General features: G+C 64.5%; 21 protein-coding genes. 17 read left to right on the top strand and 4 right to left on the bottom strand.

What is annotated here, in order from left to right:
- The 12 genes from CTATCC11996_RS03490 (at position 1) to CTATCC11996_RS03435 (ending at position 10,934) form a co-directional block, all read left to right on the top strand.
- On the top strand, positions 1-939 hold the full coding sequence (locus tag CTATCC11996_RS03490) for an alpha/beta hydrolase family protein (protein ID WP_003073122.1): 939 nt from the start codon (positions 1-3) through the stop codon (positions 937-939).
- A complete protein-coding gene (locus CTATCC11996_RS03485; RefSeq protein WP_003059063.1) occupies positions 936-1,718 on the top strand; it encodes an enoyl-CoA hydratase/isomerase family protein in 783 nt (260 codons plus the stop codon). Before CTATCC11996_RS03490 ends, CTATCC11996_RS03485 begins: the two co-directional genes overlap by 4 nt.
- Before the next feature lie 61 nt (positions 1,719-1,779).
- Positions 1,780-2,532 (top strand): DUF4126 domain-containing protein, encoded by a 753-nt coding sequence (locus CTATCC11996_RS03480; RefSeq protein ID WP_003073119.1) that lies wholly within the window; start codon positions 1,780-1,782, stop codon positions 2,530-2,532.
- Positions 2,533-2,590: 58 nt separating this feature from the next.
- Positions 2,591-4,627, top strand: coding sequence for an acetyl/propionyl/methylcrotonyl-CoA carboxylase subunit alpha (locus CTATCC11996_RS03475; protein ID WP_003073116.1), 2,037 nt, complete (start codon positions 2,591-2,593; stop codon positions 4,625-4,627).
- A 177-nt stretch (positions 4,628-4,804) separates the two neighbouring features.
- Positions 4,805-5,728, top strand: coding sequence for a 2-hydroxyacid dehydrogenase (locus CTATCC11996_RS03470; protein ID WP_034348154.1), 924 nt, complete (start codon positions 4,805-4,807; stop codon positions 5,726-5,728).
- Between the two features lie 167 nt (positions 5,729-5,895).
- Positions 5,896-6,804, top strand: a complete 909-nt coding sequence (locus CTATCC11996_RS03465) for a hydroxymethylglutaryl-CoA lyase (RefSeq protein WP_003073112.1) — start codon at positions 5,896-5,898, stop codon at positions 6,802-6,804.
- Positions 6,805-6,871: 67 nt separating this feature from the next.
- The gene (locus CTATCC11996_RS03460; protein WP_003073111.1) at positions 6,872-7,426 is read left to right on the top strand and encodes a DUF2799 domain-containing protein; all 555 of its coding nucleotides are present in this window, start codon (positions 6,872-6,874) and stop codon (positions 7,424-7,426) included.
- 12 nt (positions 7,427-7,438) lie between these two features.
- Positions 7,439-8,503, top strand: coding sequence for a hypothetical protein (locus CTATCC11996_RS24575; RefSeq protein ID WP_003073110.1), 1,065 nt, complete (start codon positions 7,439-7,441; stop codon positions 8,501-8,503).
- Positions 8,504-8,543: 40 nt separating this feature from the next.
- A complete protein-coding gene (locus tag CTATCC11996_RS03450) occupies positions 8,544-9,041 on the top strand; it encodes a YbaK/EbsC family protein (RefSeq protein ID WP_003073107.1) in 498 nt (165 codons plus the stop codon).
- The gene (locus CTATCC11996_RS03445) at positions 9,038-9,328 is read left to right on the top strand and encodes a DUF1289 domain-containing protein (protein ID WP_003073105.1); all 291 of its coding nucleotides are present in this window, start codon (positions 9,038-9,040) and stop codon (positions 9,326-9,328) included. Before CTATCC11996_RS03450 ends, CTATCC11996_RS03445 begins: the two co-directional genes overlap by 4 nt.
- Before the next feature lie 22 nt (positions 9,329-9,350).
- The gene (locus CTATCC11996_RS03440) at positions 9,351-9,986 is read left to right on the top strand and encodes a DsbA family protein (protein WP_003073102.1); all 636 of its coding nucleotides are present in this window, start codon (positions 9,351-9,353) and stop codon (positions 9,984-9,986) included.
- A 174-nt stretch (positions 9,987-10,160) separates the two neighbouring features.
- Positions 10,161-10,934: a glucose 1-dehydrogenase gene (locus CTATCC11996_RS03435; RefSeq protein WP_003073101.1), complete on the top strand. Its 774-nt coding sequence runs from the start codon at positions 10,161-10,163 to the stop codon at positions 10,932-10,934.
- Between the two features lie 168 nt (positions 10,935-11,102).
- Here the strand turns inward: CTATCC11996_RS03435 and CTATCC11996_RS03430 are convergent, their stop codons facing one another.
- Entirely contained in the window at positions 11,103-11,861 is a 759-nt protein-coding gene (locus CTATCC11996_RS03430; protein WP_003073099.1) for an IclR family transcriptional regulator, read from the bottom strand.
- 132 nt (positions 11,862-11,993) lie between these two features.
- Between CTATCC11996_RS03430 and CTATCC11996_RS03425 the strand changes: the two genes are divergently transcribed.
- The 3 genes from CTATCC11996_RS03425 (at position 11,994) to CTATCC11996_RS03415 (ending at position 14,797) form a co-directional block, all read left to right on the top strand.
- On the top strand, positions 11,994-12,986 hold the full coding sequence (locus CTATCC11996_RS03425) for a Bug family tripartite tricarboxylate transporter substrate binding protein (protein WP_003073097.1): 993 nt from the start codon (positions 11,994-11,996) through the stop codon (positions 12,984-12,986).
- Positions 12,987-13,190: 204 nt separating this feature from the next.
- On the top strand, positions 13,191-13,877 hold the full coding sequence (locus CTATCC11996_RS03420; RefSeq protein WP_003073094.1) for an RraA family protein: 687 nt from the start codon (positions 13,191-13,193) through the stop codon (positions 13,875-13,877).
- On the top strand, positions 13,874-14,797 hold the full coding sequence (locus tag CTATCC11996_RS03415; protein WP_003073092.1) for an NAD(P)-dependent oxidoreductase: 924 nt from the start codon (positions 13,874-13,876) through the stop codon (positions 14,795-14,797). Before CTATCC11996_RS03420 ends, CTATCC11996_RS03415 begins: the two co-directional genes overlap by 4 nt.
- 127 nt (positions 14,798-14,924) lie before the next feature.
- On the opposite strand, the gene CTATCC11996_RS03410 is transcribed toward CTATCC11996_RS03415, so the two are convergent.
- Entirely contained in the window at positions 14,925-16,043 is a 1,119-nt protein-coding gene (locus CTATCC11996_RS03410; RefSeq protein ID WP_003073090.1) for an NADH:flavin oxidoreductase/NADH oxidase, read from the bottom strand.
- Between the two features lie 355 nt (positions 16,044-16,398).
- Between CTATCC11996_RS03410 and CTATCC11996_RS03405 the strand changes: the two genes are divergently transcribed.
- Positions 16,399-17,319, top strand: coding sequence for a LysR family transcriptional regulator (locus tag CTATCC11996_RS03405; protein ID WP_003073087.1), 921 nt, complete (start codon positions 16,399-16,401; stop codon positions 17,317-17,319).
- A 93-nt stretch (positions 17,320-17,412) separates the two neighbouring features.
- Here CTATCC11996_RS03405 and CTATCC11996_RS03400 read toward each other — a convergent pair whose 3' ends face one another.
- Both CTATCC11996_RS03400 and CTATCC11996_RS03395 read right to left on the bottom strand, forming a co-directional pair.
- Entirely contained in the window at positions 17,413-19,146 is a 1,734-nt protein-coding gene (locus tag CTATCC11996_RS03400) for a cation acetate symporter (RefSeq protein ID WP_003073085.1), read from the bottom strand.
- Positions 19,143-19,451, bottom strand: a complete 309-nt coding sequence (locus CTATCC11996_RS03395) for a DUF485 domain-containing protein (protein ID WP_003061686.1) — start codon at positions 19,449-19,451, stop codon at positions 19,143-19,145. Before CTATCC11996_RS03395 ends, CTATCC11996_RS03400 begins: the two co-directional genes overlap by 4 nt.
- A gap of 292 nt (positions 19,452-19,743) precedes the next feature.
- On the opposite strand from CTATCC11996_RS03395, the gene CTATCC11996_RS03390 reads away from it, so the two are divergent.
- On the top strand, positions 19,744-21,426 hold the full coding sequence (locus CTATCC11996_RS03390; protein WP_003073082.1) for an MFS transporter: 1,683 nt from the start codon (positions 19,744-19,746) through the stop codon (positions 21,424-21,426).
- The last annotated feature ends 223 nt before the right edge of the window (positions 21,427-21,649 follow it).

The following is a 21,649-nucleotide window of genomic DNA, read 5'->3' as shown; positions in this document are numbered from 1 at the left end:
ATGTCGCGTCGCCATTTCCTCACCTGCTTGCCGCCAGTCCTGCTGTCGGCTGCGCTGGCCATGCCCATGATGGAGCAGGCCAGGGCCGAAGTGCAGCAGTTCGATGCGCGCATTCCGGTCTGGGTGCCAGCGAGCGGCGATTCGCCCGCGCACAGTGCCGAGTTGGCAGGCCATGTCTATCGTCCTCATGGGCAGGGTCCTTGGGGGCTGATCGTGCTCAGCCATGGCACACCCAGCGGCAAAGAGGCGCGCGAAACCATGACCGATCGCTACGGTCCTCAGGCACGCGCTCTGGCCGAGCTGGGCTATGTGGTGGTGACGGGCTTGCGCCGCGGCTATGGCGCATCGGACGGCCCTCTGGCCGATCGCTACGGCAGCTGTGATGCCCCCGATTACGCCCATGCGGCCCAGGAGGCAGCGCGCGATGTGGCGGCCATCATGACTTACGGGCAAAAGCTGCCCTATGTCGATGGCTCGCATGTGCTGCTGCTGGGCAAGTCTGCCGGCGGCTTTGCGTCGCTGGCTCTGGCGGCGCAGCAGCCCGCGGGCTTGCGCGGCGTCGTCAACTTTGCCGGCGGCCGGGGCTCACAGCCGCAGATGCGCGAGAAAGCCGCGGTTTGCGGCGAGGCGCAACTGCTCAAGACCGTGGCCGGCTTTGCGGCCACCAGTCGTGTGCCCCAGTTGTGGATCTATGCCGAGAACGATAGCTACTTTCGCCCGCCGCTGGTGCGCAAGATGGCGCAAAGCTATCTGGCCGCAGGCCAGAACCTGAAACTGGTGTTTGCTCCATCCAGCGGCGCGGAGGGACACCAGTTCTTTGACCGGGCCGCCAATATCGGGCAATGGTTGCCGCAGGTCCGTGAATTCCTGATGCTGCAGCTGCCGGGTACGGCGGCTGCGCAACTGCAAAGCCCTAACTCACTGGGAGACAAGCCATGACTGCTTTGACTTTGACCGTGGACGGCGGCATCGCCCGCGTCACGCTGGCTCAGCCCGCCATTCGCAACGCCTTCAGCGATGCGGCGATTGCCGAGATCACCGCCGCCTTCCTCCAGGTCGGCGAGCGTGCCGATGTGCGCGCCGTGGTGCTGGCCGCCGAAGGGCCCGCATTCTGCGCGGGCGCGGACCTGAACTGGATGCGCCGCATGGCCGATTACTCGCGCGACGAAAACCGCGTCGATGCGGGTTTGCTGGCCGAGATGCTGCGCGTCATCTACGAATGCCCCAAACCCACGATTGCGCGTGTGCAGGGCGATGTCTATGCGGGCGGCATGGGCCTGGTGGCCTGCTGCGATATGGCGGTGGCGGCCGACACGGCGGGCTTTTGCCTCAGCGAGGTCAAGATCGGCCTGATTCCCGCCACCATCAGCCCCTATGTGATCCGCGCCATGGGGGCCAGGGCCGCGCACCGTTACTTTCTCACGGGCGAGCGCTTTTCGGCGCAGGAGGCGCATCGCATCGGCTATGTGCACGAAGTGGTCGATGCCGACGGGCTGGATGCTGTGGTCGACGGCTGGCTCAAGCATTTGCTGAGCGCTGGCCCCGCCGCCGTGCGGGCCTGCAAGCGCCTGGTCCTGGACATGGCCGAGCGCGAGATCAGCGAGCAGCTGATTGCGGCGACCGTGGAATCGATTGCCACCATCCGCGCCAGCAGCGAAGGCAAGGAAGGCGTGCAGGCTTTTCTCAACAAGCGCAAACCCAACTGGCTGCCCGGATGAGATGACAAACCTTGTGTCCGGGGCGCTTTGGAGTCCGGGCGAGACATAAGGAATGAACACCATGGATATCTGGCAAACCATCATCGACTGGCTGCACCGCATCGGCCTGCATATCGACCCCGAAACGGCCAGGGCCGTGGGCGATGCTGCTGGCCAGGTCGGGGATGTGGCCGCCAGGGCCGGGCAAGCCGTGGGGCAGATGGACATGGCCTCGATGCTTGCGCTGGCCGCGGCTCTGGGCTGGGCCAGCGGCTTTCGCCTGTATGCCGTGGTGTTTGTCGTGGGCCTGCTGGGTGCAACTGGTCTGATGCCGCTGCCCGGCGGTCTGCATGTGCTGCAGCACCCCATGGTGCTGGTCATCAGCGGCGGTCTGCTGTTCGTGGAGTTCTTTGCCGACAAGATTCCCGTGGTCGATTCGGTCTGGGACCTGTTCCAGAGCGTGCTGCGCATTCCCGCCGGGGCGGCGCTGGCGGCCTCGGTCTTTGCTGCCGACAGCACCACCATGGCCATGGCTGCCGCCTTGATGGGCGGAACGCTGGCCGCGACCAGCCAGGCGGCCAAGACCACCACGCGTGCCCTCATCAACACCTCGCCCGAACCGTTCTCCAACGTGGGAGCCAGTCTGGCTGAAGACACAGTGTCGCTGGGCGCCATCTGGCTGGCGCTGACCAATCCGCTGGTGTTTGCCGCCGTGCTGCTGGTCGTGGTGATTGCGATGTGGCTGGTGATCTGGGCGCTTTGGCGCTTTCTCAAGGCGATTTTTCGACGCCTGCGCGGCACTGGCGATGCGCAGGATCCATTGCAAAAAACATAGCTGCTTGCGTTTGATGGATATGCGCTGAGCGGTGATTTGACCGATAAACGGAGACGATATGTTCAAGAAAATTCTGATTGCCAATCGCGGTGAAATCGCCTGCCGTGTGGCCGCCACCGCCCGTCGCATGGGTGTGAAGACCGTGGCTGTGTATTCCGATGCCGATGCTCGGGCCAAGCATGTCGCGGCCTGCGACGAGGCCGTGCACATCGGCGGCAGCGCGCCCAAGGACAGCTATCTGCGCTGGGAGCGCATTCTGGAGGCCGCCCAGGCCACGGGGGCCGAAGCCATTCACCCCGGCTATGGCTTTCTCTCCGAGAACGAAGACTTTGCCAACGCCTGCGCAGCGGCCGGCCTGGTCTTCATCGGCCCGCCCGCCAGCGCGATCCGCGCCATGGGTCTCAAGGCCGAGTCCAAGCAGCTGATGGAAAAGGCCGGCGTGCCGCTGGTGCCCGGCTACCACGGCGCAGGACAGGACCCTGCCATGTTGCACAAGGAGGCCGATCGCATCGGCTATCCGGTGCTCATCAAGGCCAGCGCGGGCGGCGGCGGCAAGGGCATGCGCCTGGTGGAAAAGAGCGAGGACTTTGCAGCCTCGCTGGAGTCCTGCAAGCGCGAGGCCATCAACAGCTTTGGCAACGATGCCGTGCTGATCGAGAAGTACGTGCTGCGCCCGCGTCATATCGAGATTCAGGTGTTTGGCGATACACAGGGCAATTGCGTCTATCTGTTCGAGCGAGACTGCTCGGTGCAGCGCCGCCACCAGAAGGTGCTCGAGGAAGCGCCGGCGCCGGGCATGACTGCCGCGTTGCGCCAGAAGATGGGCGAGGCGGCCGTGGCCGCCGCCAAGGCCGTGAACTATGTGGGCGCGGGTACGGTGGAGTTCATCGTCGAGCAGCCCGGCGGCTACGACCAGCCCGAAGCCATGAAGTTCTACTTCATGGAAATGAACACCCGGCTGCAGGTGGAGCACCCCGTGACCGAAGCCATCACCGGCGAGGACCTGGTGCGGTGGCAGCTGCTGGTGGCTTCGGGGCTGCCTTTGCCCAAGGCGCAGTCGGAACTCCGTATCCAGGGCCATGCCATCGAGGCACGCATCTGCGCCGAGAACCCCGAGAACAACTTCCTGCCCGCCACCGGCCATCTGGCCGTCTATCGCAAGCCCGTGTGCAGCAGCTTCGAGATCAGCGACGTGCGCGTGGACGACGGCGTGCGCGAGGGCGATGCGATCAGCCCCTTCTACGACTCCATGATCGCCAAGCTCATCGTCCATGGCGAGGACCGCGCCCAGGCGCTGGCGCGTCTGGACGCGGCGCTGGCCCAGACCCATATCGTGGGCCTGACGACCAATGTGCAGTTTCTGCGCCAGGTGGTGAAGAGCCAGGCTTTCTCCAATGCCCTGCTTGATACCGCGCTGATCGAGCGCGAGCGCGAGGCCTTGTTCGGCAAGGATTTCGTGGGCCGAGACCTCGCCGTTGCTGCTGCCATGGCCTGGCAGTTGCAGGGCGAGCAGGCCGCGCAAGGCGCAGACCCCTTCAGCCGCCGCGACGGCTGGCGCATGTCGGGCCGCTATGTGCGCTCCTTCGGCTTTGCCTATCGCGGCGAGGACTTCACGGCCGGCCTGGCCTATGGCCGCGGCACGCAGGCGGCGCAGACCTATCAGCTCGGCATTGGCGAGGGAGAGAGCCGCAGCGATGCCGCGCTGCAGTGGCGCGCATTGGCCGACGGGCGGCTGGAACTGGGTCTGGACGGCAAGCGCACGGTGGTTGTGGTCCATGCACAGGGCGACCAGCTGTCCATCTTCACCGAGGCGGGCAGCACCCAGATCACCGTGGTCGACCAGCTGGCGCACGCCGGCGATACCGGCCATGAAGGCGGCCGCCTGACGGCGCCCATGCCGGGCAAGGTGGTGTCGTTCACGGTCAAGGCCGGCGACAAGGTCAGCAAGGGCCAGCCGCTGGCGGTGATGGAAGCCATGAAGATGGAGCACACGATTGCCGCCCCCGGCGATGGCGTGGTGCTGGAGCTGCTGTATGTGCCCGGCGACCAGGTCAGCGAAGGCGCCGAGCTGCTGCGCATCGAGGTGGCCGCCTGATCCGGCCAGGGTTGAACTGTTTAACAAATGAGCGGCTTGCGCCGGACCATCCATGAATTCAGTCACTTTCAATGATGAAATCAAGACAGGTAAAGCGCAAGAAGCTTCTTTTTTGATAGCGGTCCATTTGCCATCCGCGTCTGCAGCAGGCATGGCAAAGCGTTAGGCTTGGCATCCATGAAAGTCTTATTTTGCTGTGACGATACGCGGCCGGAACCCTGGCTCAAAGGTTTGCATGACGCGCTGCCGGGCGCGGAGATTGCCATCTGGGAGCCGGGCGCGCCCCAGGCCGACTACGCACTGGTCTGGGCGCCGCCCCAGCAGTTCCTCGACGAGCAGGCGTCCGGCCTGAAGGCCATGTTCAACATCGGCGCGGGCGTGGATGCCTTGCTGCCGCTGCGCATTCCCGCCGCGCTGCCCGTCTACCGCCTCGAAGATGCGGGCATGGCCGTGCAGATGGCCGAGTATGTGGCCCAGGCCGTGATCCGCTTCTTCCGTGGCCTCGATCAGTACGAGGCCGATATGGCGCAGGGCCTGTGGCAGCACCAGCGCAACCCAAGGCGGGTGGACTATCCCGTGGGCGTGATGGGCCTGGGCAAGATGGGCGAGCGCGTGGCCAGGGCGCTGACGGTGTTTGATTTCACGGTCAATGGCTGGAGCCGCTCGCCGCGCGAGCTGCAGGGCGTCGAATGCTTCAGCGGCATGGACAGTCTGGACCGCTTTCTGTCCGAGACGCGCATTCTGGTCAATCTGCTGCCTCTGCACGACGAAACCCGCGACATCATCAACGCCCGCACGCTGGCGCTGCTGCAGCCCGGCGCCTATGTGATCAACGTGGGGCGCGGCGGCCATGTGGTCGATGCCGACCTGATTGCGCAGATCGAGTCCGGCCATGTCAGCGGCGCCATGCTGGATGTATTCCGTGAGGAGCCGCTGCCCGAGAATCACCCGTTCTGGAAGCAGTCCAGAATCATCCTCACCCCCCATACCTCGGCCCGCACGCTGGCAGCGGACAGCATTGCCCAGATCGTGGGCAAGGTCGCTGCCATGAGCCGGGGCGAGCCCGTCACAGGTCGGGTCGACCTGAGAAAAGGGTATTAACCCCCTGAGCCGTTGCGCCTAGGCGGCTTAGCGGCTTCCCCCTTTCTCTTCGGAAGGGGGACGACGCCAACGCTGCGGGACGACGGGGCCGCCCAGGCCCTTGCTGGGCGTCTCTTGCGACGGGGGATTGTTCAGTGGTTCAGGTAAAGAAGCGATAGGAGAACGAAATGAAATACCCCGCACGCGTCAAGATCATCGATGTGGGCCCGCGCGACGGCCTGCAGAACGAAAAGCAGCCTGTGCCTGCCGCCGTCAAGATCGAGCTGGTGCAGCGCCTGCAGGACGCCGGCCTCAAGGAGATCGAGGTCACCAGCTATGTGTCGCCCAAATGGGTGCCGCAGATGGCGGACAACGCCGAGGTGATGGCGGGCATCGCGCGCAAAGCCGGGGTGCTGTATTCGGTGCTCACGCCGAATCTCAAGGGCTTTGAAGCCGCGCTGGCCGGCAAGCCTGACGAGATCGTGGTGTTCGGCGCGGCCAGCGAGGCTTTCAGCCAGCGCAACATCAACTGCTCGATTGCCGAGAGCATCGAGCGCTTTGCGCCCGTGGTGCAGGCGGCGCTTGAGGCCGGCATTGCCGTGCGCGGCGCCATGAGCTGCACAGTGGGCTGCCCCTACGAAGGCGAGATCGCGCCCGAGAAGGTGGGCTATCTGGCCGGGCTGATGAAGAACATCGGCGTGCAGCGTGTGGACGTGGCCGACACCATCGGCGTGGGCACGCCCGTCAAGGTGCAAAAGGCGCTGGAAGCCACGCTGGCGCACTTCGATCTCGACCAGGTGTCCGGCCATTTCCACGATACCTACGGCCAGGCCCTGAGCAACACGCTGGCGGCGCTGGATCTGGGGGTCTGGAACTTCCAGTCCTCGGTTGCGGGTCTGGGCGGCTGCCCCTATGCCAAGGGCGCCACGGGCAATGTGGCCACCGAAGACGTGGTCTATCTGTTGCAGGGCATGGGCATAGAGACCGGCATCGACCTCGACAAGCTGATCGATGCGGGCCAGTTCATCAGCGAGCACCTGGGCCGCCCCACGCAGTCGCGCGTGGCCAAGGCCTTGCTGACCAAGCGCGCGGGTTGAGGCCGGGCCTGGCCAAACCCGGCCCGGAACGGGCAGGGCAGGCACGGGCGTTGTTACCATCGCCGCCATGCAAGCAAGATCACGTTTTTCGCTGGCCCTGTGTCTGGCGGCAGCTGCCCTGCTGGGCGGCTGCGCCGGCATGGATGCCCAAGAGTGCAAGGATACGGACTGGGCCTATCTGGGCCAGTTGGACGCCATGGACGGCAAGCAGGACATCACCACCCGGGCCAAGCGCCATTTCCGTACCTGCAAGGACAACGGCGTGCAGATGGATGTGCGGGCCTATCAGCAGGGCTGGCAGCAGGGGCTGCGGGGTTTTTGCACGGCTGAAAGCGGCAAGGCTTTTGCCGAGACGGGCCGCAAATACCCGTATGGCTACTGCCCGGCGCAGGTGGAGCCTGCCTTTTTGCAGGGCTATGGCCCGGTGCGCGAGCGGCTGGACATGCAGGAAGAAATGGCCCAGCTGCAGCGACGCATCGACATGAAGAAAAAAGAGCTGCGCGAAGCACGCAGTGCCAAGAACAGCTCCAGTCATATTGCATATGTGGAGAAAGACTTGCGTGATCTGAATATCGAGTTGCTGCAACTGCGCTTCAAGCTCGCGCAGATGCCGCCCAAGTAAGCGCAGCCGCAGATGCAGACAGCAGCAGATTTCATTACGGCACTGGATGTCGACGAATCCGTCAAGGCCGTGCAGCTGGAGTCGATCTCGCGCGCACTCATGCCCTGGCTGCAGCGGGCGCCAGCGGCCGAGGTCAAGCAACTGGCGCAGGCGCTGCTGGCGGGCAATACGCGCTGGCATGTGACGCTGCACGACACGTTGTCCTGGCTGGCCGACGACGACTGGCCGGCGCTGGTGGCCGCAGCCCTGCAATCGGCCCAGGCGCGCGGCAGCATGAGCGAGGCAGAGCGCACGGTGCTGGAAGCCGCCAGCTATCAACAGCCCGAACTCATCAAGCCTTTGATAGCGCCTCTTGCAGAACTGGATTGCGATGTCGAGCAGTTTGAGGCTGAAGCGCAGGTGCATAGTGTGCAAGCAGCTATGCATTTGATATTCCCTGCGCGCTATCTGGATCACGCAATTGCCTGGATTCCCCGGCACTGGCACCCCAGCTGGAATCTGCAGCACAGCCCTGAACGCTATCGCTTTGGCGGCGCGGGCGCAGGCAACTGCCAGCATTGCGGCGAGCCGCTGCAGCACCTGATCAGCTTGCCGGCCAGCAAGGTATTTGGCAGCGATCAGCCTGCTGACCAAACCGTGCATCTGCAGCTGTGCCTGTCCTGCATGGAAAGCGGCGTGGGCGAGCTGCATTACCGCCACGATGAAGCAGGCCAGGCGCATTGCCTGAACGCGGCCGCAGATGGTCAGCTGCAGGAGCCGGATTGGGAGTGCGGGCCTTTGCGCGCTACCGAGGTGGCACTGGCAGAAACGCCCGCACGCTGGCAGCGCCAGGATTGGGGCCAGTCCAACGGCCGCGAGAATCTGTACCGCGTGGGGGGCGAGCCTGCGTGGATTCAATCGCCCTGGCAGCCGCTGTGCACCTGCTGCGGCCAGAGCATGCGCTTTGTGCTGCAGCTGGATTCTCAGATTCCGCAGGCTGATGGTGCAGACGCTCATTACTGGGGCAGCGGCGGCATGCTTTACGGCTTTGCCTGTACGCCTTGCGCGTGCAGCGCCTTCATCACTCAGTACACTTGATGCACGGGGCGCGGTGGGCGCTCTTTCTTCGAGAGTTTGTATGTGTGGATCAGAACTTCACGCGCTGCCTGAAGGCGTGCAGCGCGTCAGCCGCTTTTTGCAGGATGCCGGTCATCCGCATGCGCCGCAGATGCTGGATGGCGCAGCCCGCACTGCACAGGAGGCAGCCGATCAGCTCAGCATTCTGGTCGGGCAGGTGGCCAAGAGCATCATCTTCAAGCGCAGGAGCGATGGCGCGGCCGTGCTGGTCGTGACCTCGGGCGACAAGCGGGTCGATGAAACGAAAGTGACGCAACTGGTGGGCAAGGTCGGTCGCGCCGACGCGGATTTCGTCAAGTCCAGCACCGGCTTTTCGATCGGCGGCGTCAGCCCCGTGGCCCATGCAACCAAGGTCGTCACCTTGATGGATGCCGAGCTGCAACGCTTCGAGACCGTGTGGGCCGCAGCAGGCCATCCGCACGGTGTGTTTCCCGCATCGCCTGCACAGCTGCAGGCGCTGACTGCCGCCCCCTGGTCGGACGTGGTGGAGCAGGCATGAGTACCGAACTTCTTCAGGAACAGCAGGCACAGCAGGCTCAGCAGCTGGCGCAACTGGCTGCCAAGGCCGAGGTGGCCCTGGTCTGGGCCGAGGCCGACCAGCCCGTGGCTTCGCCCTGCATCAACGTCTGCCGCATGACGCAGGACCGCAGCCATTGCCAGGGCTGCTTCAGAACCATTGACGAGATTCGCGCCTGGTCCAAGGGCGATTCCGAGCTGCGTCTGCAAATCTGGAGCCAGCTGCTGCAGCGTGCAGGTCTCGAGGACCCGCGCAAAGCCGAGATCTGATCACCCTTTGAGGAGAGCCGACATGAAGCACATCACCTGTTATCTGGACTTTGTGTCGCCCTATGCGTGGCTGGCGCTGGAGCAGATGCCCAAGGCGCTGCAAGGGCTCAGCTATCACGTGGATTACCGCCCGGTGCTGCTGGGGGCCTTGCTGCAAGGCAATGCCAACCCCGGACCGGCCGGGATTCCGGCCAAGAGACTGTGGACCTACAGACATGTGAGCTGGCTCGGCCATGCGCTGGGCGTGGAGTTGCAGATGCCGGCCCGGCATCCGTTCAAGCCGTTGCCGCTGCTGCGGCTGGCGCTGGCCCATGGACGTGAAGGCAGCATCAACCGCTTTGTGGCGCAGGCGGTGATGCAGCATGTCTGGCAGGGCGGCCGTGAGGCCAATGATGCGCAGCGCCTGCAGGAGCTGCGCGAGAAGTTGAAGGAGCAGCTGCGCCATGAGGAGGACGGTGCCGAGGTCAAGCAATGGCTGCGCAGCAATACGGAGCAGGCGCAGCAGGCCGGCGTATTCGGCGTGCCGGCCTGGGTGGTGGACGGCCATGTGTTCTGGGGCCTGGACGGCCTGCCCATGCTGCAGGCCTATCTGCGTGGCGACGACTGGTTTGCGCAGCAGTGGGAGGCCGCGGCCGGCGTGCCCTGGGGGCTGGAGTAGGGCGGCAGGTGTAGGTCGGCAGGTGTAGGGCGGCAGGTGTGGAGCCGGAGCCGGGATCGAGGCGTAGGACGGTACTTTCTCCCTGGCATCGGCCATGGCGCCTAGGCGACGCCGGGCGTGGCAGGCCTTGCATAAGCTGGAGCGGTTTTTTATGGCCATCAAGGAGACCGCACCATGGATACCCAGCAGATGTTTTCGCTCAAGGGCCGCACGGCTCTTGTCACCGGTGGTTCGCGCGGCATCGGCCGCATGATCGCCGAAGGCTTTGTGCGCCAGGGCGCGCGCGTGTACATCTCGGCGCGCAAGGCCGAGGCCTGCGACCAGACGGCGCGCGAGCTGTCGCAGCTGGGCCACTGCGTTTCGCTGCCCGCCGACGTGTCCACCATGGACGGCGTGAAGTCGCTGGTCGATGCCTATGCGGCGCACGAAGGCGAGCTGGGCATCCTCGTCAACAATGCGGGCGCGGCCTGGGGTGCGCCCTATGACGAATTTCCCGAAAGCGGCTGGGACAAGGTCGTGGACCTGAACATGAAGTCGCCCTTCTTCCTGACCCAGGCGCTCACGCCCATGCTACGCAAGTCGGCCGCGGGCGCGCAGCTGGCCAAGGTCATCAACATTGCCTCCATTGACGGCGTCTCGGTCAACCCCTGGGAGACCTACTCCTACGCGGCCAGCAAGGCCGGCCTGATCCACCTGACCAAGCGCATGGCCCTGCGCCTGGCGCCCGAGCGCATCGTGGTCAGCGCCATCGCGCCCGGTCCGTTCGCCTCGGAGATGAACAAGGACGCGCGCGACCATGCGGACGAGGCCGCGGGGCGCGTGCCTCTGGGCCGTATCGGCGAGCCCGAGGATATGGCCGGCGCGGCCATCTTCCTGGCCTCGCGCGCCGGCGACTATGTGGTGGGCTCCACCCTGGTTGTGGACGGCGGCTGCGCCTGGGCGCGCTGAGCTCACCCGAGCACATCCAATGCATAAAAAGATAGCTTCTACCGGTTGATGGATAAGTAACTCAGATATAAAAGTATCTGAAATTCAATTCCAATAAGCGGTAAAAGCTATTGTTTTTGAATCTTCATTCCGACAAGAATGAATCCTCTCGGGGCCGGTTCCCTGCCTTCAGGGATGCCACTGCGTGGCGCGCACAGGGCTGGCGGCCGGCGTGGCGGAGTTGCCGGCCAGCGCATAGGACAGCTTGTTGGCTGCGGCGATCACGGTCCGGGCCAGGGCTTCGAGTCTGGCCTCGGGCAGGCGCGATGCAGGGCCCGAGATGCAGACTGATCCCATGAGCCGCCAGTGCATGCCGAACACTGGCGCCGAGACCGTCGCCACACCCAGCTCGCGCTCGCCGATGGAGCAGTGGTAGCCTTTTTGGCGGATCTGCTCGTAGATCTCGCCGGGCTCGCCCGAGAACGCCAGGATGACGCGGCCCGGCGAGCCCTTGTCCAGAGGCAAGCCCTCGCCCATGCGCGCATGGTGGCGCAGGGCCTGCGGCCCTTCCACGCGTACCAGGCAGGTACGCACATGGCCCTCGCGCACGTAGAAGGCGGCGCTTTCGCCGCTGAGTTGGGTGAGCTCGCGCAGCGCGGGCTCCAGCACGTTCTGCACATCGAAGCCCGCCTGGTAGCGCGCGCCCAGCCAGCCCGAGGAAGGGCCCAGCCGCCATTCCCCGTCCTCGCGCTGCACCATGTAGCCCGACCGGGCCAGCGTGCGCGCCAGCCGCAGCACCGTGGTCTTGTGCAGGCCGCAGCGCCGGCTGAGTTCGGCCAGCGAAAGATGCGATTCGCCCAGCGCAAAGGCCTCGAGCAGCTGCAGTGCGCGGGTGACGGCAATGACGCCGTCGCCGGTCTTCTGTGCGGATTGGGTGGGGTTGCTCATGGTGCAATGCGTTTCATTGTGCGAAACAGCATTGTATGGGTTGAAACGTTTGCCTAAAGTCGCCTCCAGCGGTTGGGGATTCCGGCCGCACGCATCAGAACACGCTTCAAAGCGACCAACAGGAGACAACAGATGAACTTTCGCCCGCTTTCGCGCGCCCTGCATGCCGCCGTGCTCGGCTTCGTGGCCGTAGTCACCCCCTTCGCTGGCGCGCTGGCGCAGCCCGCCTATCCGGCCAAGCCGATCCGCCTGATCGTGCCGTTCCCGCCCGGCGGCGGCACGGACATGATTGCGCGCACCGTGGCCCAGAAGATGGCCGAGCAGAACAAGTGGAGCGTGGTGGTGGACAACCGCCCCGGCGCGGGCGGCAACCTGGGCGTGGACGCTGCGGCCAAGGCCGCACCCGATGGCTACACCCTGGTCATGGGCCAGACCAGCAATCTCGCCATCAACCCCTGGCTCTACGCCAAGCTGCCCTACGACCCGATCAAGAGCCTGGCGCCCGTGGCCCTGGTGTCCTCGGCGCCCATCGTCATGGCCGCTCCCGCCAACACGCCCTACAAGACCTTTGCCGATCTGGTTACGGCGGCCAAGGCCAGGCCCGACGGCATCACCCTGGGCTATTCGGGTAACGGCACCGTGGCCCATCTGGCGGGCGAGCAGGCCCAGAAGATCTCGGGCATGAGCCTGCGCCATGTGCCCTACAAGGGAGCAGGCCAGGCCATGACGGACCTGGTGGGCGGACAGATCGATCTGTACATGTCCGCCATTCCCACACTGCTGGGCCAGGTGCGCAACGGCAAGCTGCGGCCCATTGTCGTGACCTCGCTGGCGCGCTCCAGCCAGCTGCCCGACACGCCCACGCTGGCCGAGCTCGGCTACAAGGACTTCGAGGCCAGCTCCTGGTACGGCGTGCTGGCGCCCGCGGGCACGCCCGAGGCCATCGTGCAGCAGCTCAACAAGGCCATCAACCTGGCCCTGAAGCAGCCCGATGTGGCCGAGAAGCTGCGCTCCGAGGGCGGCGACGTGCTGGGCGGCACGCCCCAGGCCTTTGCCCAGCTGCTGCGCACCGAGGTGCCGCGCTGGGGCCGCATCGTCAAGGACTCGGGCGCCAGCCTGGACTGAGGCCGATCACTCCACCGCGCCACCGCGCCGACAAAGCTCCCAACCAGTACACCTGCCGCGCCATGCCTGGCGCACATGCCAGGCATATGTCTGACGCACATCCCTGGCATGTGCCCTTGCGGGCAGGACGCGGTGCGCCCTGCCACTCGTGCTCCTTCGTCACTTTCACCTCTGCAACCGGACCGAACCGCGGACCTAACCATCATGAGCCAACTTTCAGAAATCATCCGTGACTTCGAGCGCGTCAGCGCCGAGGTCGTCCAGAAGGCCTCGAGCTTTCAGGCCGCCATCCTGGCCGACGTGGCAGGCCGCCGCGGCACCATGAACGCACGCGTGGCACCCGTGCACCAGGACATGAAGCTCGCCGGCCCGGCCTTCACCGTCGAGGTGCGCCCCGGAGACAACCTGATGATCCACGCCGCCATCGCCCTCGCGAAGCCCGGCGATATCCTGGTCATCGACGGCAAGGGAGACCAGACTGCGGCCCTGATGGGTACGCTGATGCTCAGCGCCTGCAAGAAGAAAGGCCTTGGCGGCGTGATCGTGGATGGCGCGATCCGCGACAAGCTGGAGCTGCTGGAGCTGGGTTTTGCGGTGTTCAGCGCCGGCTTCAATCCCGCAGGACCGACCAAGTTCGTGCCCGGCCGCATCAATCACCCCATCTCCTGCGGCGGTGCGATGGTGAACCCAGGCGACCTGGTGGTGGGCGACGCCGACGGCGTGGTCGTGATCGAGCGCGCCAAGGCGCCCGCCATGCTGGCGCTGGCCGACAGGAAAGTGGCCGACGAGGCCGCGCGCATAGAGGCCATCGCCCGTGGCGACACGGCCTCGAAGTGGCTGCCCGCCGCACTGCGCGCGGCCGGCGTGCTCAAGGAAGGAGAGACGCTGTGAGCACCATCATCGTCACGGGCGCTGACCTGGCGCAGCAGGCCCTGGATCTGCTGCAAGGCTACGACATCGTCTACGCGGGCAAGACGCCCACCGAGCAAGACCTGGTGGCCCTGTGCCGCCGGCATGATCCCGTCGCCATCATCGTGCGCTACGGCAAGGTGGGGGCTGCGGTCATGGACGCCGGACCTTCGCTCAAGGTGATCTCCAAGCACGGCAGCGGCACGGACACCATAGACAAGGCCGCGGCCGCGCAGCGCGGCATCGAGGTCGTGGCGGCGGTCGGGGCCAACGCGGCGGCTGTGGCCGAACAGGCTCTGGCCCTGCTGCTGGCCTGCGCCAAGTCGGTGGTGCAGCTGGACTCGCGCATGCACTCCGGCCATTGGGACAAGCCCACGCACAAAAGCCTGGAGCTGGCCGGGCGCACCGTGGGCCTGGTCGGCCTGGGCGCCATAGGCCTGCGCTTTGCGAAGATGGCCGATGCACTGGGCATGCGCGTGATCGGTTTCGATCCCTTTGCGGGCCAGCTGCCCAGCTACGTGCAGGCCGTAGACCTGGATACGCTGTGGCGCGAAAGCGATGCGATCTCGCTGCACTGCCCGCTGACCGACGACAACCGCGACCTGCTCAACGCCGCAACCCTGTCGTGCTGCAGGCGCGGCGTGATTGTGGTCAACACCGCGCGCGGCGGACTCATCGACGAGGCCGCGCTGCTGGCCGCCGTGCAGCAAGGCCAGGTCAGCGCCGCAGGCCTGGACAGCTTCGCCGTCGAGCCCATGGCGGCCGGCCACCCGTTCCTGCATCAGCCGGGTTTCATCCTCAGCCCGCACATCGGCGGCGTGACCTCGGATGCCTATGTGAACATGGGCGTGGGAGCGGCGCGCAACGTGCTGGCGGTGCTGGAGCGCGCCAGCGTCTCCTGAGCCGGCGCCTGTCACGCAAGGGCGGGTCCGCCGGTGAAAACCGTGCCCGGCTGCATGGCGCAGGAGCGCAGGCAGCCGGCCTCCTTGCGATCGAGATCTTTGGCGCGTTGAGGGGGCGACGGCCGACTCAGGCTGCGGCCTGCTTGGCGGCGCCGCGATAGCGCTCCAGCCAGTGGGCATAGGGAGCGGGCAGGGTCCAGTCGGGACGGGCAACGCCCAGGCTTTGCGCCAGCTGGTAGGCGTAGTGCGGATTGGCCAGATGGGCGCGGCCGATCATCACCAGATCGACCTGGCCGTCGGCCACGATGCGCTCGGCAATCTGTGGTTCATCCATGCCCCAGCTCGATGCCACGGGCAGGCCGGCGCTGCGGCTCACGCGCTGGGCAATGGGAGCGAGGAAGGCGGGCGTGCCCCAGGGGATCTTCACATCGGGAATCACGAAGTTGACGCTGACATTGAGCAGGTCCAGGCCGCGCTCGCGCATCTGGCGCGTGACGGCGATGGATTCCTCCAGCGTTTCTTCATCGCGGCCGTCGTACTCGATGACGCCGAAACGCGCTGTCAGCGGCAGATGCTCGGGCCAGACCTCGCGCACCTTGGCCACGGTCTCCAGCAGAAAGCGGGCGCGGTTGCTGAAGCTGCCGCCATAGGCATCGTCGCGCTGGTTGCTGTGGGGCGAGAAAAAGCTCTGCGCCAGATAGCCGTGGGCAAAGTGCAGCTCCAGCCATTCAAAGCCGGCAGCAAGGGCGCGGCGGGCTGCCGCGACAAAGTCGGCCTGCACGCGGGCGATGTCCGCAAGCGTCATGGCGCGGGGCACGCGCGGCAGACCGCCGCCAAAGGCGATGGCCGATGGCGCAATCGGCTGCCAGCCGCGGGCATCGCCTTCGGCAATATGGTCGTCGCCTTCCCAGGGATTGTTGGCGCTGGCCTTGCGCCCGGCATGGCCGATCTGGATGCCGGGCACGGCGCCTGCGGCCTTGATGCCGGAGGCAATGCGCGACATGCCGTCGATCTGGGCGTCGTTCCACAGGCCGGTGCAATCGGGCGAGATGCGGCCCTCGGGCGACACGCCCGTGGCTTCGACGATCACCAGCCCCGCGCCGCCGCGCGCCATGGAGGCGTAGTGAACCTGGTGCCAGTCATTGGTGAGACCGTCCACGGCGCTGTACTGGCACATCGGCGGAATGGCGATGCGGTTGCGCAGGGTCAGGCTTTTGAGAGTGAAAGGGGTAAAGAGTGCAGACATGCGGAGTATCGGTGGTGCGAATGGAAGAAGTCGGCAGTCCTGCGGCAGGGCAGGATGCAAATAGTTTGATAGCGCCTATCGACTTTCATTGCTAGTTTTCAGTATGAAAACAATCTGAAATTCAATTAATGAAAGTGCTGACAGCTATCAAAAAATCAAGGGCAGTGAGGCTCGGAAAGCGGTGAATACAGGCCCTGGGCAATGAGCTCGCTGGAGACGAAGTGTTCGGTGGTGCCCGGCATGTAGTCGGCGGGCCATTGAATGCTGTGCATGCAGGGCTTCTGTCGAAGGGAATGGGGAAATGATGGGGTCTGTGTTGAAATAAATCCAATCGATATTTCTGATTTGTGAAATCATGCCGACTGATATCAAGAGCCTGGATCTGAATCTGCTCAAGGCCCTGGATGCGCTGCTGGACGAGCGCAGCGTGACGCGCGCTGCCGAGCGTCTGGCGCTGACCCAGCCCGCGGTCAGCGGCATGCTTACGCGGCTGCGCGAGAGCTTCGACGATCCCCTGTTCGTGCGCACGCAGCGCGGCATCGCCCCCACGTTGCGCGCGCTCGCACTGGCAGGGCCGCTCAAGGAATTGCTGTGCAATGCCGAAGCGCTGCTGCGTCCCCAGGCCTTTGATCCGGCCACGGCGCATATGACGCTGCGCATTGCCGCCACGGATTACGCGCTGCAGGCGGTGGTGTTGCCGTTTCTGGCCGTGTTGCGCCAGCGCGCGCCCGGTCTGTGTGTGGCCGTGGTGCCGGCCCAGCATCTGCCGCTGCACGAGCGATTGGAGCGCGGCGATATCGATCTGGCGCTGGTCACGCCGGAGCGCACGGCCCCCGATCTGCATGCGCGCCGCCTGTTCGACGAGCGCTATGTCTGCGTGATGCGCCAGGGCCATCCCGATGCGCGCCGGCGTGGCCTGTCGCTGGAGCGCTTCTGCGCGCTGGATCATGCGCTGGTGTCCTATGACGGAGGCAGTTTCCATGGTGTGACGGACGAGGCACTGGAGCGCCTGGGGCTGCGCCGGCGCGTGGCGCTGTCCGTGACCAGCTTTCTGGTGCTGCCCGAAATCCTGCGCAGCTGCGATCTGATTGCCGTCGTGCCGCGGCGGCTGGTCAAGCCCGACTCGGGACTGGTGGTGCTGGAGCCGCCGCTGGAGATTCCGGGCTTCACCAAGACGGCTGCCTGGCATGCGCGCACCCATCGCTCTCCCGGACACCAGTGGGCGCGTGAGTTGCTGTTCGAGCTGGCGCAGGCCGGCGGGCTGGACGTGGAATGAACAAGGCCCGCAGAAAACCGTGGCGGTCTCTGCGGGCCGAGGTGAGGGCAGATTCCTGCCAGGGCCCGGCATGACGCCGGGCCATTCAGATCATCAGTGGCCGGATGCGCCTGCAGCACCCAGACCGGTTTCCGAACGCACTTGCTGCGCAGGGAACACGGAGCGCTCCTTGGCAGCCTGAGCGCTCTTGTCGAGCACGGAGAACAGCCACACGCCAAAGAAGCCGATCGCCATGGAGAACAGTGCAGGCGAGGCGTAGGGGAACCATGCCGAGCCGGCCGGGTTGCCCAAGGTGCCTTCCCATACCGAGGGCGAGACGATGGTCAGACCCACGGAGGAGACCAGGCCCATGAAGCCGCCGATGACGGCGCCCTTGGTGGTGCAGTCTTTCCACAGCACGGACAGCAGCAGCGGCGGGAAGTTGGCCGAAGCCGCCACGGCAAAGGCCAGCGAAACCATGAAGGCGATGTTCTGCTTCTCGAACACAATGCCCAGCAGCACGGCGACAAAGCCCAGGCACAGCGTGGTGATGCGCGAAACCCGCAGTTCGGAGGCGCTGTCGGCCTTGCCCTTCTTGATCACGGTGGCGTACAGATCGTGCGAGACGGCCGATGCGCCGGACAGGGTCAGACCTGCGACCACAGCCAGAATCGTGGCAAAGGCTACGGCCGAGATGAAGCCGTAGAACACATCGCCGCCCACGCTCTTGGCCACCAGAACGGCTGCCATATTGGCCGTGCCCGCGCCGCCGTGGATCACGCCCTTGGCCGTGTCCGCCATTTCGGGGTTGGTGAGCACCAGGGTGATGGCGCCGAAGCCGATGATGAAGATCAGCACATAGAAGTAGCCGATCCAGGTCGTGGCCCAGAACACGCTCTTGCGCGCTTCCTTGGCATCAGGCACGGTGAAGAAGCGCATCAGGATGTGGGGCAGGCCCAGGGTGCCGAACATCAGCGCCATGCCGAAGCTGATGGCGGAGATCGGGTCCTTGATGAAGCCGCCCGGTCCCATGATGGCCAGGCCGAGCTTTTCTGCCACGGAAGGCTCTGCGCCGCCGTTCGCGGCGATCTGGGTGCGTACCTTCACGCCTTCGGCAAACAGTGCCTCGGGGCTGAAGCCGTATTTGGACAACACCATGAAGCCCATGAAGGTCACGCCAGCCAGCAGCAGGCAGGCCTTGATGATCTGCACCCAGGTGGTGGCCGTCATGCCGCCGAACAGCACATAGATCATCATCAGCGCGCCCACCAGCACCACCGCGATCCAGTAGTCCAGACCGAACAGCAGCTTGATGAGCTGGCCGGCGCCGACCATCTGGGCAATCAGGTAGAAGGCCACCACCACCAGCGTGCCGCAGGAGGCAAAAATCCGGAAGGGCTTTTGCTCGAAACGGTAGCCGGCCACATCGGCAAAGGTGAAGCGGCCCAGATTGCGCAGGCGTTCCGCCAGCAGAAAAGTCAGAATCGGCCAGCCGACCAGAAAGCCGATGGAGTAGATCAGGCCGTCATAGCCGCTGGCCATGACGGAGGCAGAGATACCGAGGAAGGAAGCGGCGGACATATAGTCGCCCGCAATCGCCAGACCGTTCTGAAAGCCGGTGATGCCGCCGCCTGCGGTGTAGAAGTCGGAGGCCGACTTGGTGCGGCCCGCAGCCCATTTGGTGATCCACAGGGTTGCCACCACAAAGGCGGTGAACATGATGATGGCCGTCCAGTTGGTGGCCTGCTTGGCGGCGTTGCCGACGTCGCCGCCGGCGGCCAGCACAGGAGCTGTTGCGGCCAGCGCCACAGCGCCCGCCAGCCATTGGGAAGAGATGCGCTGCTTCATTGCTTGATGCCTTTGAGGATGTCGCGGGTGAGCTGATCAAACTCGTTGTTGGCGCGGCGCACATAGAGGCCGGTAATGATCACGGAAAAAATGATGACGCCCATGCCGATGGGAATGCCCAGCGTGGTCACTCCCGCGCCGATGGGCCGGGCCAGGAATTCCTTGTCGAACGCGATCAGCGCGACATAGCCGTAGTACACGATCAGCATCAGAACGGTCAGCGCCAGGCCCAGGCGGTTGCGCTTGCGGCGCAGTTGCTGGTAGGCGGGGTTGCTTTGGATTGTCTCTATCACCGGGTCTCGCACAGCGTTGTCTCCTTTGAAGTTTTCCAGCCTGCCATCCGGTGCACGGTGGCTTGCTTGCAATGCATTCTGAGAAGCCCGTCTGACCGCCTCCTTACTTACGATATCGGTGTTTGCCCCCGGTTTTTCATATCAAAAAAAAACGAATCCGGGTAAGTGCGGAGAGGGTCGGGTAATGCCCAGTCTTGAATTTTTGAGAAGCTTTTTTTTGTAAGTTAGCGGTCAGTTGTCGCTTTGATATTGGGCAAACAGGTGAGTTGGCAGCGCCTGAAATTCCAAAACCTAGGAGACAAACATGGCCATCAATGCGACAGCACATATGGGAGGTAAATCGGCCCCAAGGCCGATGAGCCCGGAAGAGCGCAAAGTCATCTTTGCGTCTTCACTCGGAACCGTTTTCGAGTGGTATGACTTCTATCTGTACGGATCTCTGGCAGCCATCATCGCCAAGCAGTTCTTCAGCGGTCTGGATGCAGGATCGGCCTTCATTTTCGCGTTGCTGGCCTTTGCGGCAGGCTTCATCGTGCGCCCCTTCGGCGCGCTGGTGTTCGGCCGCCTGGGCGACATGATCGGGCGCAAGTACACCTTCCTGGTGACGATCCTGATCATGGGCCTGTCCACCTTCATCGTTGGCATCTTGCCCAACTACGCCAGCATTGGCGTGGCCGCCCCCGTCATCCTGATCGCGCTGCGCATGCTGCAAGGTCTGGCCCTGGGCGGTGAGTACGGCGGCGCTGCCACCTATGTGGCCGAGCATGCGCCGCATGGCAAGCGCGGTGCTTACACCTCGTGGATCCAGACCACGGCAACGCTGGGTCTGTTCCTGTCGCTGCTGGTGATTCTGGGCGTGCGTACCTCGATGGGCGAAGAGAAGTTCGCCGACTGGGGCTGGCGCATTCCATTCCTGGTTTCCATTTTGCTGCTGGCCATCTCGGTCTGGATTCGTATGACGCTGTCCGAGTCTCCTGCCTTCCAGAAGATGAAGGCCGAGGGCAAGGTGTCCAAGGCGCCTTTGACTGAGTCTTTCGGTCAGTGGAAGAACCTCAAGATCGTGATTCTGGCGCTGGTCGGCCTGACCGCCGGCCAGGCTGTGGTCTGGTATACCGGCCAGTTCTATGCGCTGTTCTTTCTGACGCAGCAGCTCAAGGTCGATGCCGTGACGGCCAATCTGATGATTGCCGCCGCACTGCTGATCGGTACGCCTTTCTTTGTGATCTTCGGCACGCTGTCCGACAAGATCGGCCGCAAGCCCATCATCATGCTGGGCTGCATTCTGGCCGTATTGACCTACTTCCCCGCCTTCAAGGCGCTGACCGAAGCTGCCAACCCCGATCTGGCTGCGGCTCAGGCCAAGAACAAGGTGGTCATCGTGGCCGATCCTGCGGAGTGCTCCTTCCAGTTCAACCCCACAGGTACGACCAAGTTCACCAGCTCCTGCGACGTGGCCAAGCAGGTGCTGGCTGCGGGTTCCGTGAGCTATGAAACCGAAAATGCGGCTGCAGGCACGCAGGCCATGATCCGTATCGGCGCGACCGAGATCCCCTCGTTCTCGCTCAAGGGCCTGAGCCCTGAAGACGCCAAGGCCAAGGACGGTGCGTTCAAGAAGACTGTGGCGGCAGAACTGGCCAAGGATGGCTATCCCACCAAGGCTGACCCCGCCAAGATGAACAAGGTCATGATGGTCGTGATCCTGACCTATCTGGTGCTGCTGGTGACCATGGTCTACGGCCCCATCGCGGCCATGCTGGTGGAGCTGTTCCCGACACGCATCCGCTACACCTCGATGAGCTTGCCCTATCACATCGGCAACGGCTGGTTTGGGGGTCTGCTGCCCACCATGTCCTTTGCCATCGTGGCGCAGACCGGCAATATGTACAACGGTCTCTGGTATCCCATCATCATCGCTGGTGTGACGGCCGTGATCGGCACGCTGTTCGTGCCCGAAACCAAGGATCGCGACATCTACGCCGAAGACTGATGCCAGGCGCTGATGCTGCAATTTATGCAGCATCGAACCAAAGATCTGCAAGGCTTGTGCTTTGCAGGTCTTTTTTATTTGTCTCAGCACTAGTGGGTTACAGCAGTGTGGCAACAAAGCATCATTGCGTTACTTTTTTGCGATAGAAATCATGCTTTTGAGAGGGGCCAACCTAGAATCACACCTAGCCGCGAGAGGGCCAACAACCTACAAGCCAATGCGG

Origin of the sequence: Comamonas testosteroni ATCC 11996 (genome assembly GCF_000241525.1) — a bacterium.
GTDB lineage: Bacteria > Pseudomonadota > Gammaproteobacteria > Burkholderiales > Burkholderiaceae_C > Comamonas > Comamonas testosteroni.
Note: the sequence above shows the minus strand (reverse complement) of the source record. Positions and strands in the feature narration are given on the sequence as shown.

Bases quoted from the DNA above. Each gene is read 5' to 3' on its own strand.
- CTATCC11996_RS03490 (WP_003073122.1), top strand. From the start codon at position 1: ATGTCGCGTCGCCATTTCCTCACCTGCTTGCCGCCAGTCCTGCTGTCG.
- CTATCC11996_RS03485 (WP_003059063.1), top strand. From the start codon at position 936: ATGACTGCTTTGACTTTGACCGTGGACGGCGGCATCGCCCGCGTCACG.
- CTATCC11996_RS03480 (WP_003073119.1), top strand. From the start codon at position 1,780: ATGGATATCTGGCAAACCATCATCGACTGGCTGCACCGCATCGGCCTG.
- CTATCC11996_RS03475 (WP_003073116.1), top strand. From the start codon at position 2,591: ATGTTCAAGAAAATTCTGATTGCCAATCGCGGTGAAATCGCCTGCCGT.
- CTATCC11996_RS03470 (WP_034348154.1), top strand. From the start codon at position 4,805: ATGAAAGTCTTATTTTGCTGTGACGATACGCGGCCGGAACCCTGGCTC.
- CTATCC11996_RS03465 (WP_003073112.1), top strand. From the start codon at position 5,896: ATGAAATACCCCGCACGCGTCAAGATCATCGATGTGGGCCCGCGCGAC.
- CTATCC11996_RS03460 (WP_003073111.1), top strand. From the start codon at position 6,872: ATGCAAGCAAGATCACGTTTTTCGCTGGCCCTGTGTCTGGCGGCAGCT.
- CTATCC11996_RS24575 (WP_003073110.1), top strand. From the start codon at position 7,439: ATGCAGACAGCAGCAGATTTCATTACGGCACTGGATGTCGACGAATCC.
- CTATCC11996_RS03450 (WP_003073107.1), top strand. From the start codon at position 8,544: ATGTGTGGATCAGAACTTCACGCGCTGCCTGAAGGCGTGCAGCGCGTC.
- CTATCC11996_RS03445 (WP_003073105.1), top strand. From the start codon at position 9,038: ATGAGTACCGAACTTCTTCAGGAACAGCAGGCACAGCAGGCTCAGCAG.
- CTATCC11996_RS03440 (WP_003073102.1), top strand. From the start codon at position 9,351: ATGAAGCACATCACCTGTTATCTGGACTTTGTGTCGCCCTATGCGTGG.
- CTATCC11996_RS03435 (WP_003073101.1), top strand. From the start codon at position 10,161: ATGGATACCCAGCAGATGTTTTCGCTCAAGGGCCGCACGGCTCTTGTC.
- CTATCC11996_RS03430 (WP_003073099.1), bottom strand. From the start codon at position 11,861: ATGAGCAACCCCACCCAATCCGCACAGAAGACCGGCGACGGCGTCATT.
- CTATCC11996_RS03425 (WP_003073097.1), top strand. From the start codon at position 11,994: ATGAACTTTCGCCCGCTTTCGCGCGCCCTGCATGCCGCCGTGCTCGGC.
- CTATCC11996_RS03420 (WP_003073094.1), top strand. From the start codon at position 13,191: ATGAGCCAACTTTCAGAAATCATCCGTGACTTCGAGCGCGTCAGCGCC.
- CTATCC11996_RS03410 (WP_003073090.1), bottom strand. From the start codon at position 16,043: ATGTCTGCACTCTTTACCCCTTTCACTCTCAAAAGCCTGACCCTGCGC.
- CTATCC11996_RS03405 (WP_003073087.1), top strand. From the start codon at position 16,399: ATGCCGACTGATATCAAGAGCCTGGATCTGAATCTGCTCAAGGCCCTG.
- CTATCC11996_RS03400 (WP_003073085.1), bottom strand. From the start codon at position 19,146: ATGAAGCAGCGCATCTCTTCCCAATGGCTGGCGGGCGCTGTGGCGCTG.
- CTATCC11996_RS03390 (WP_003073082.1), top strand. From the start codon at position 19,744: ATGGCCATCAATGCGACAGCACATATGGGAGGTAAATCGGCCCCAAGG.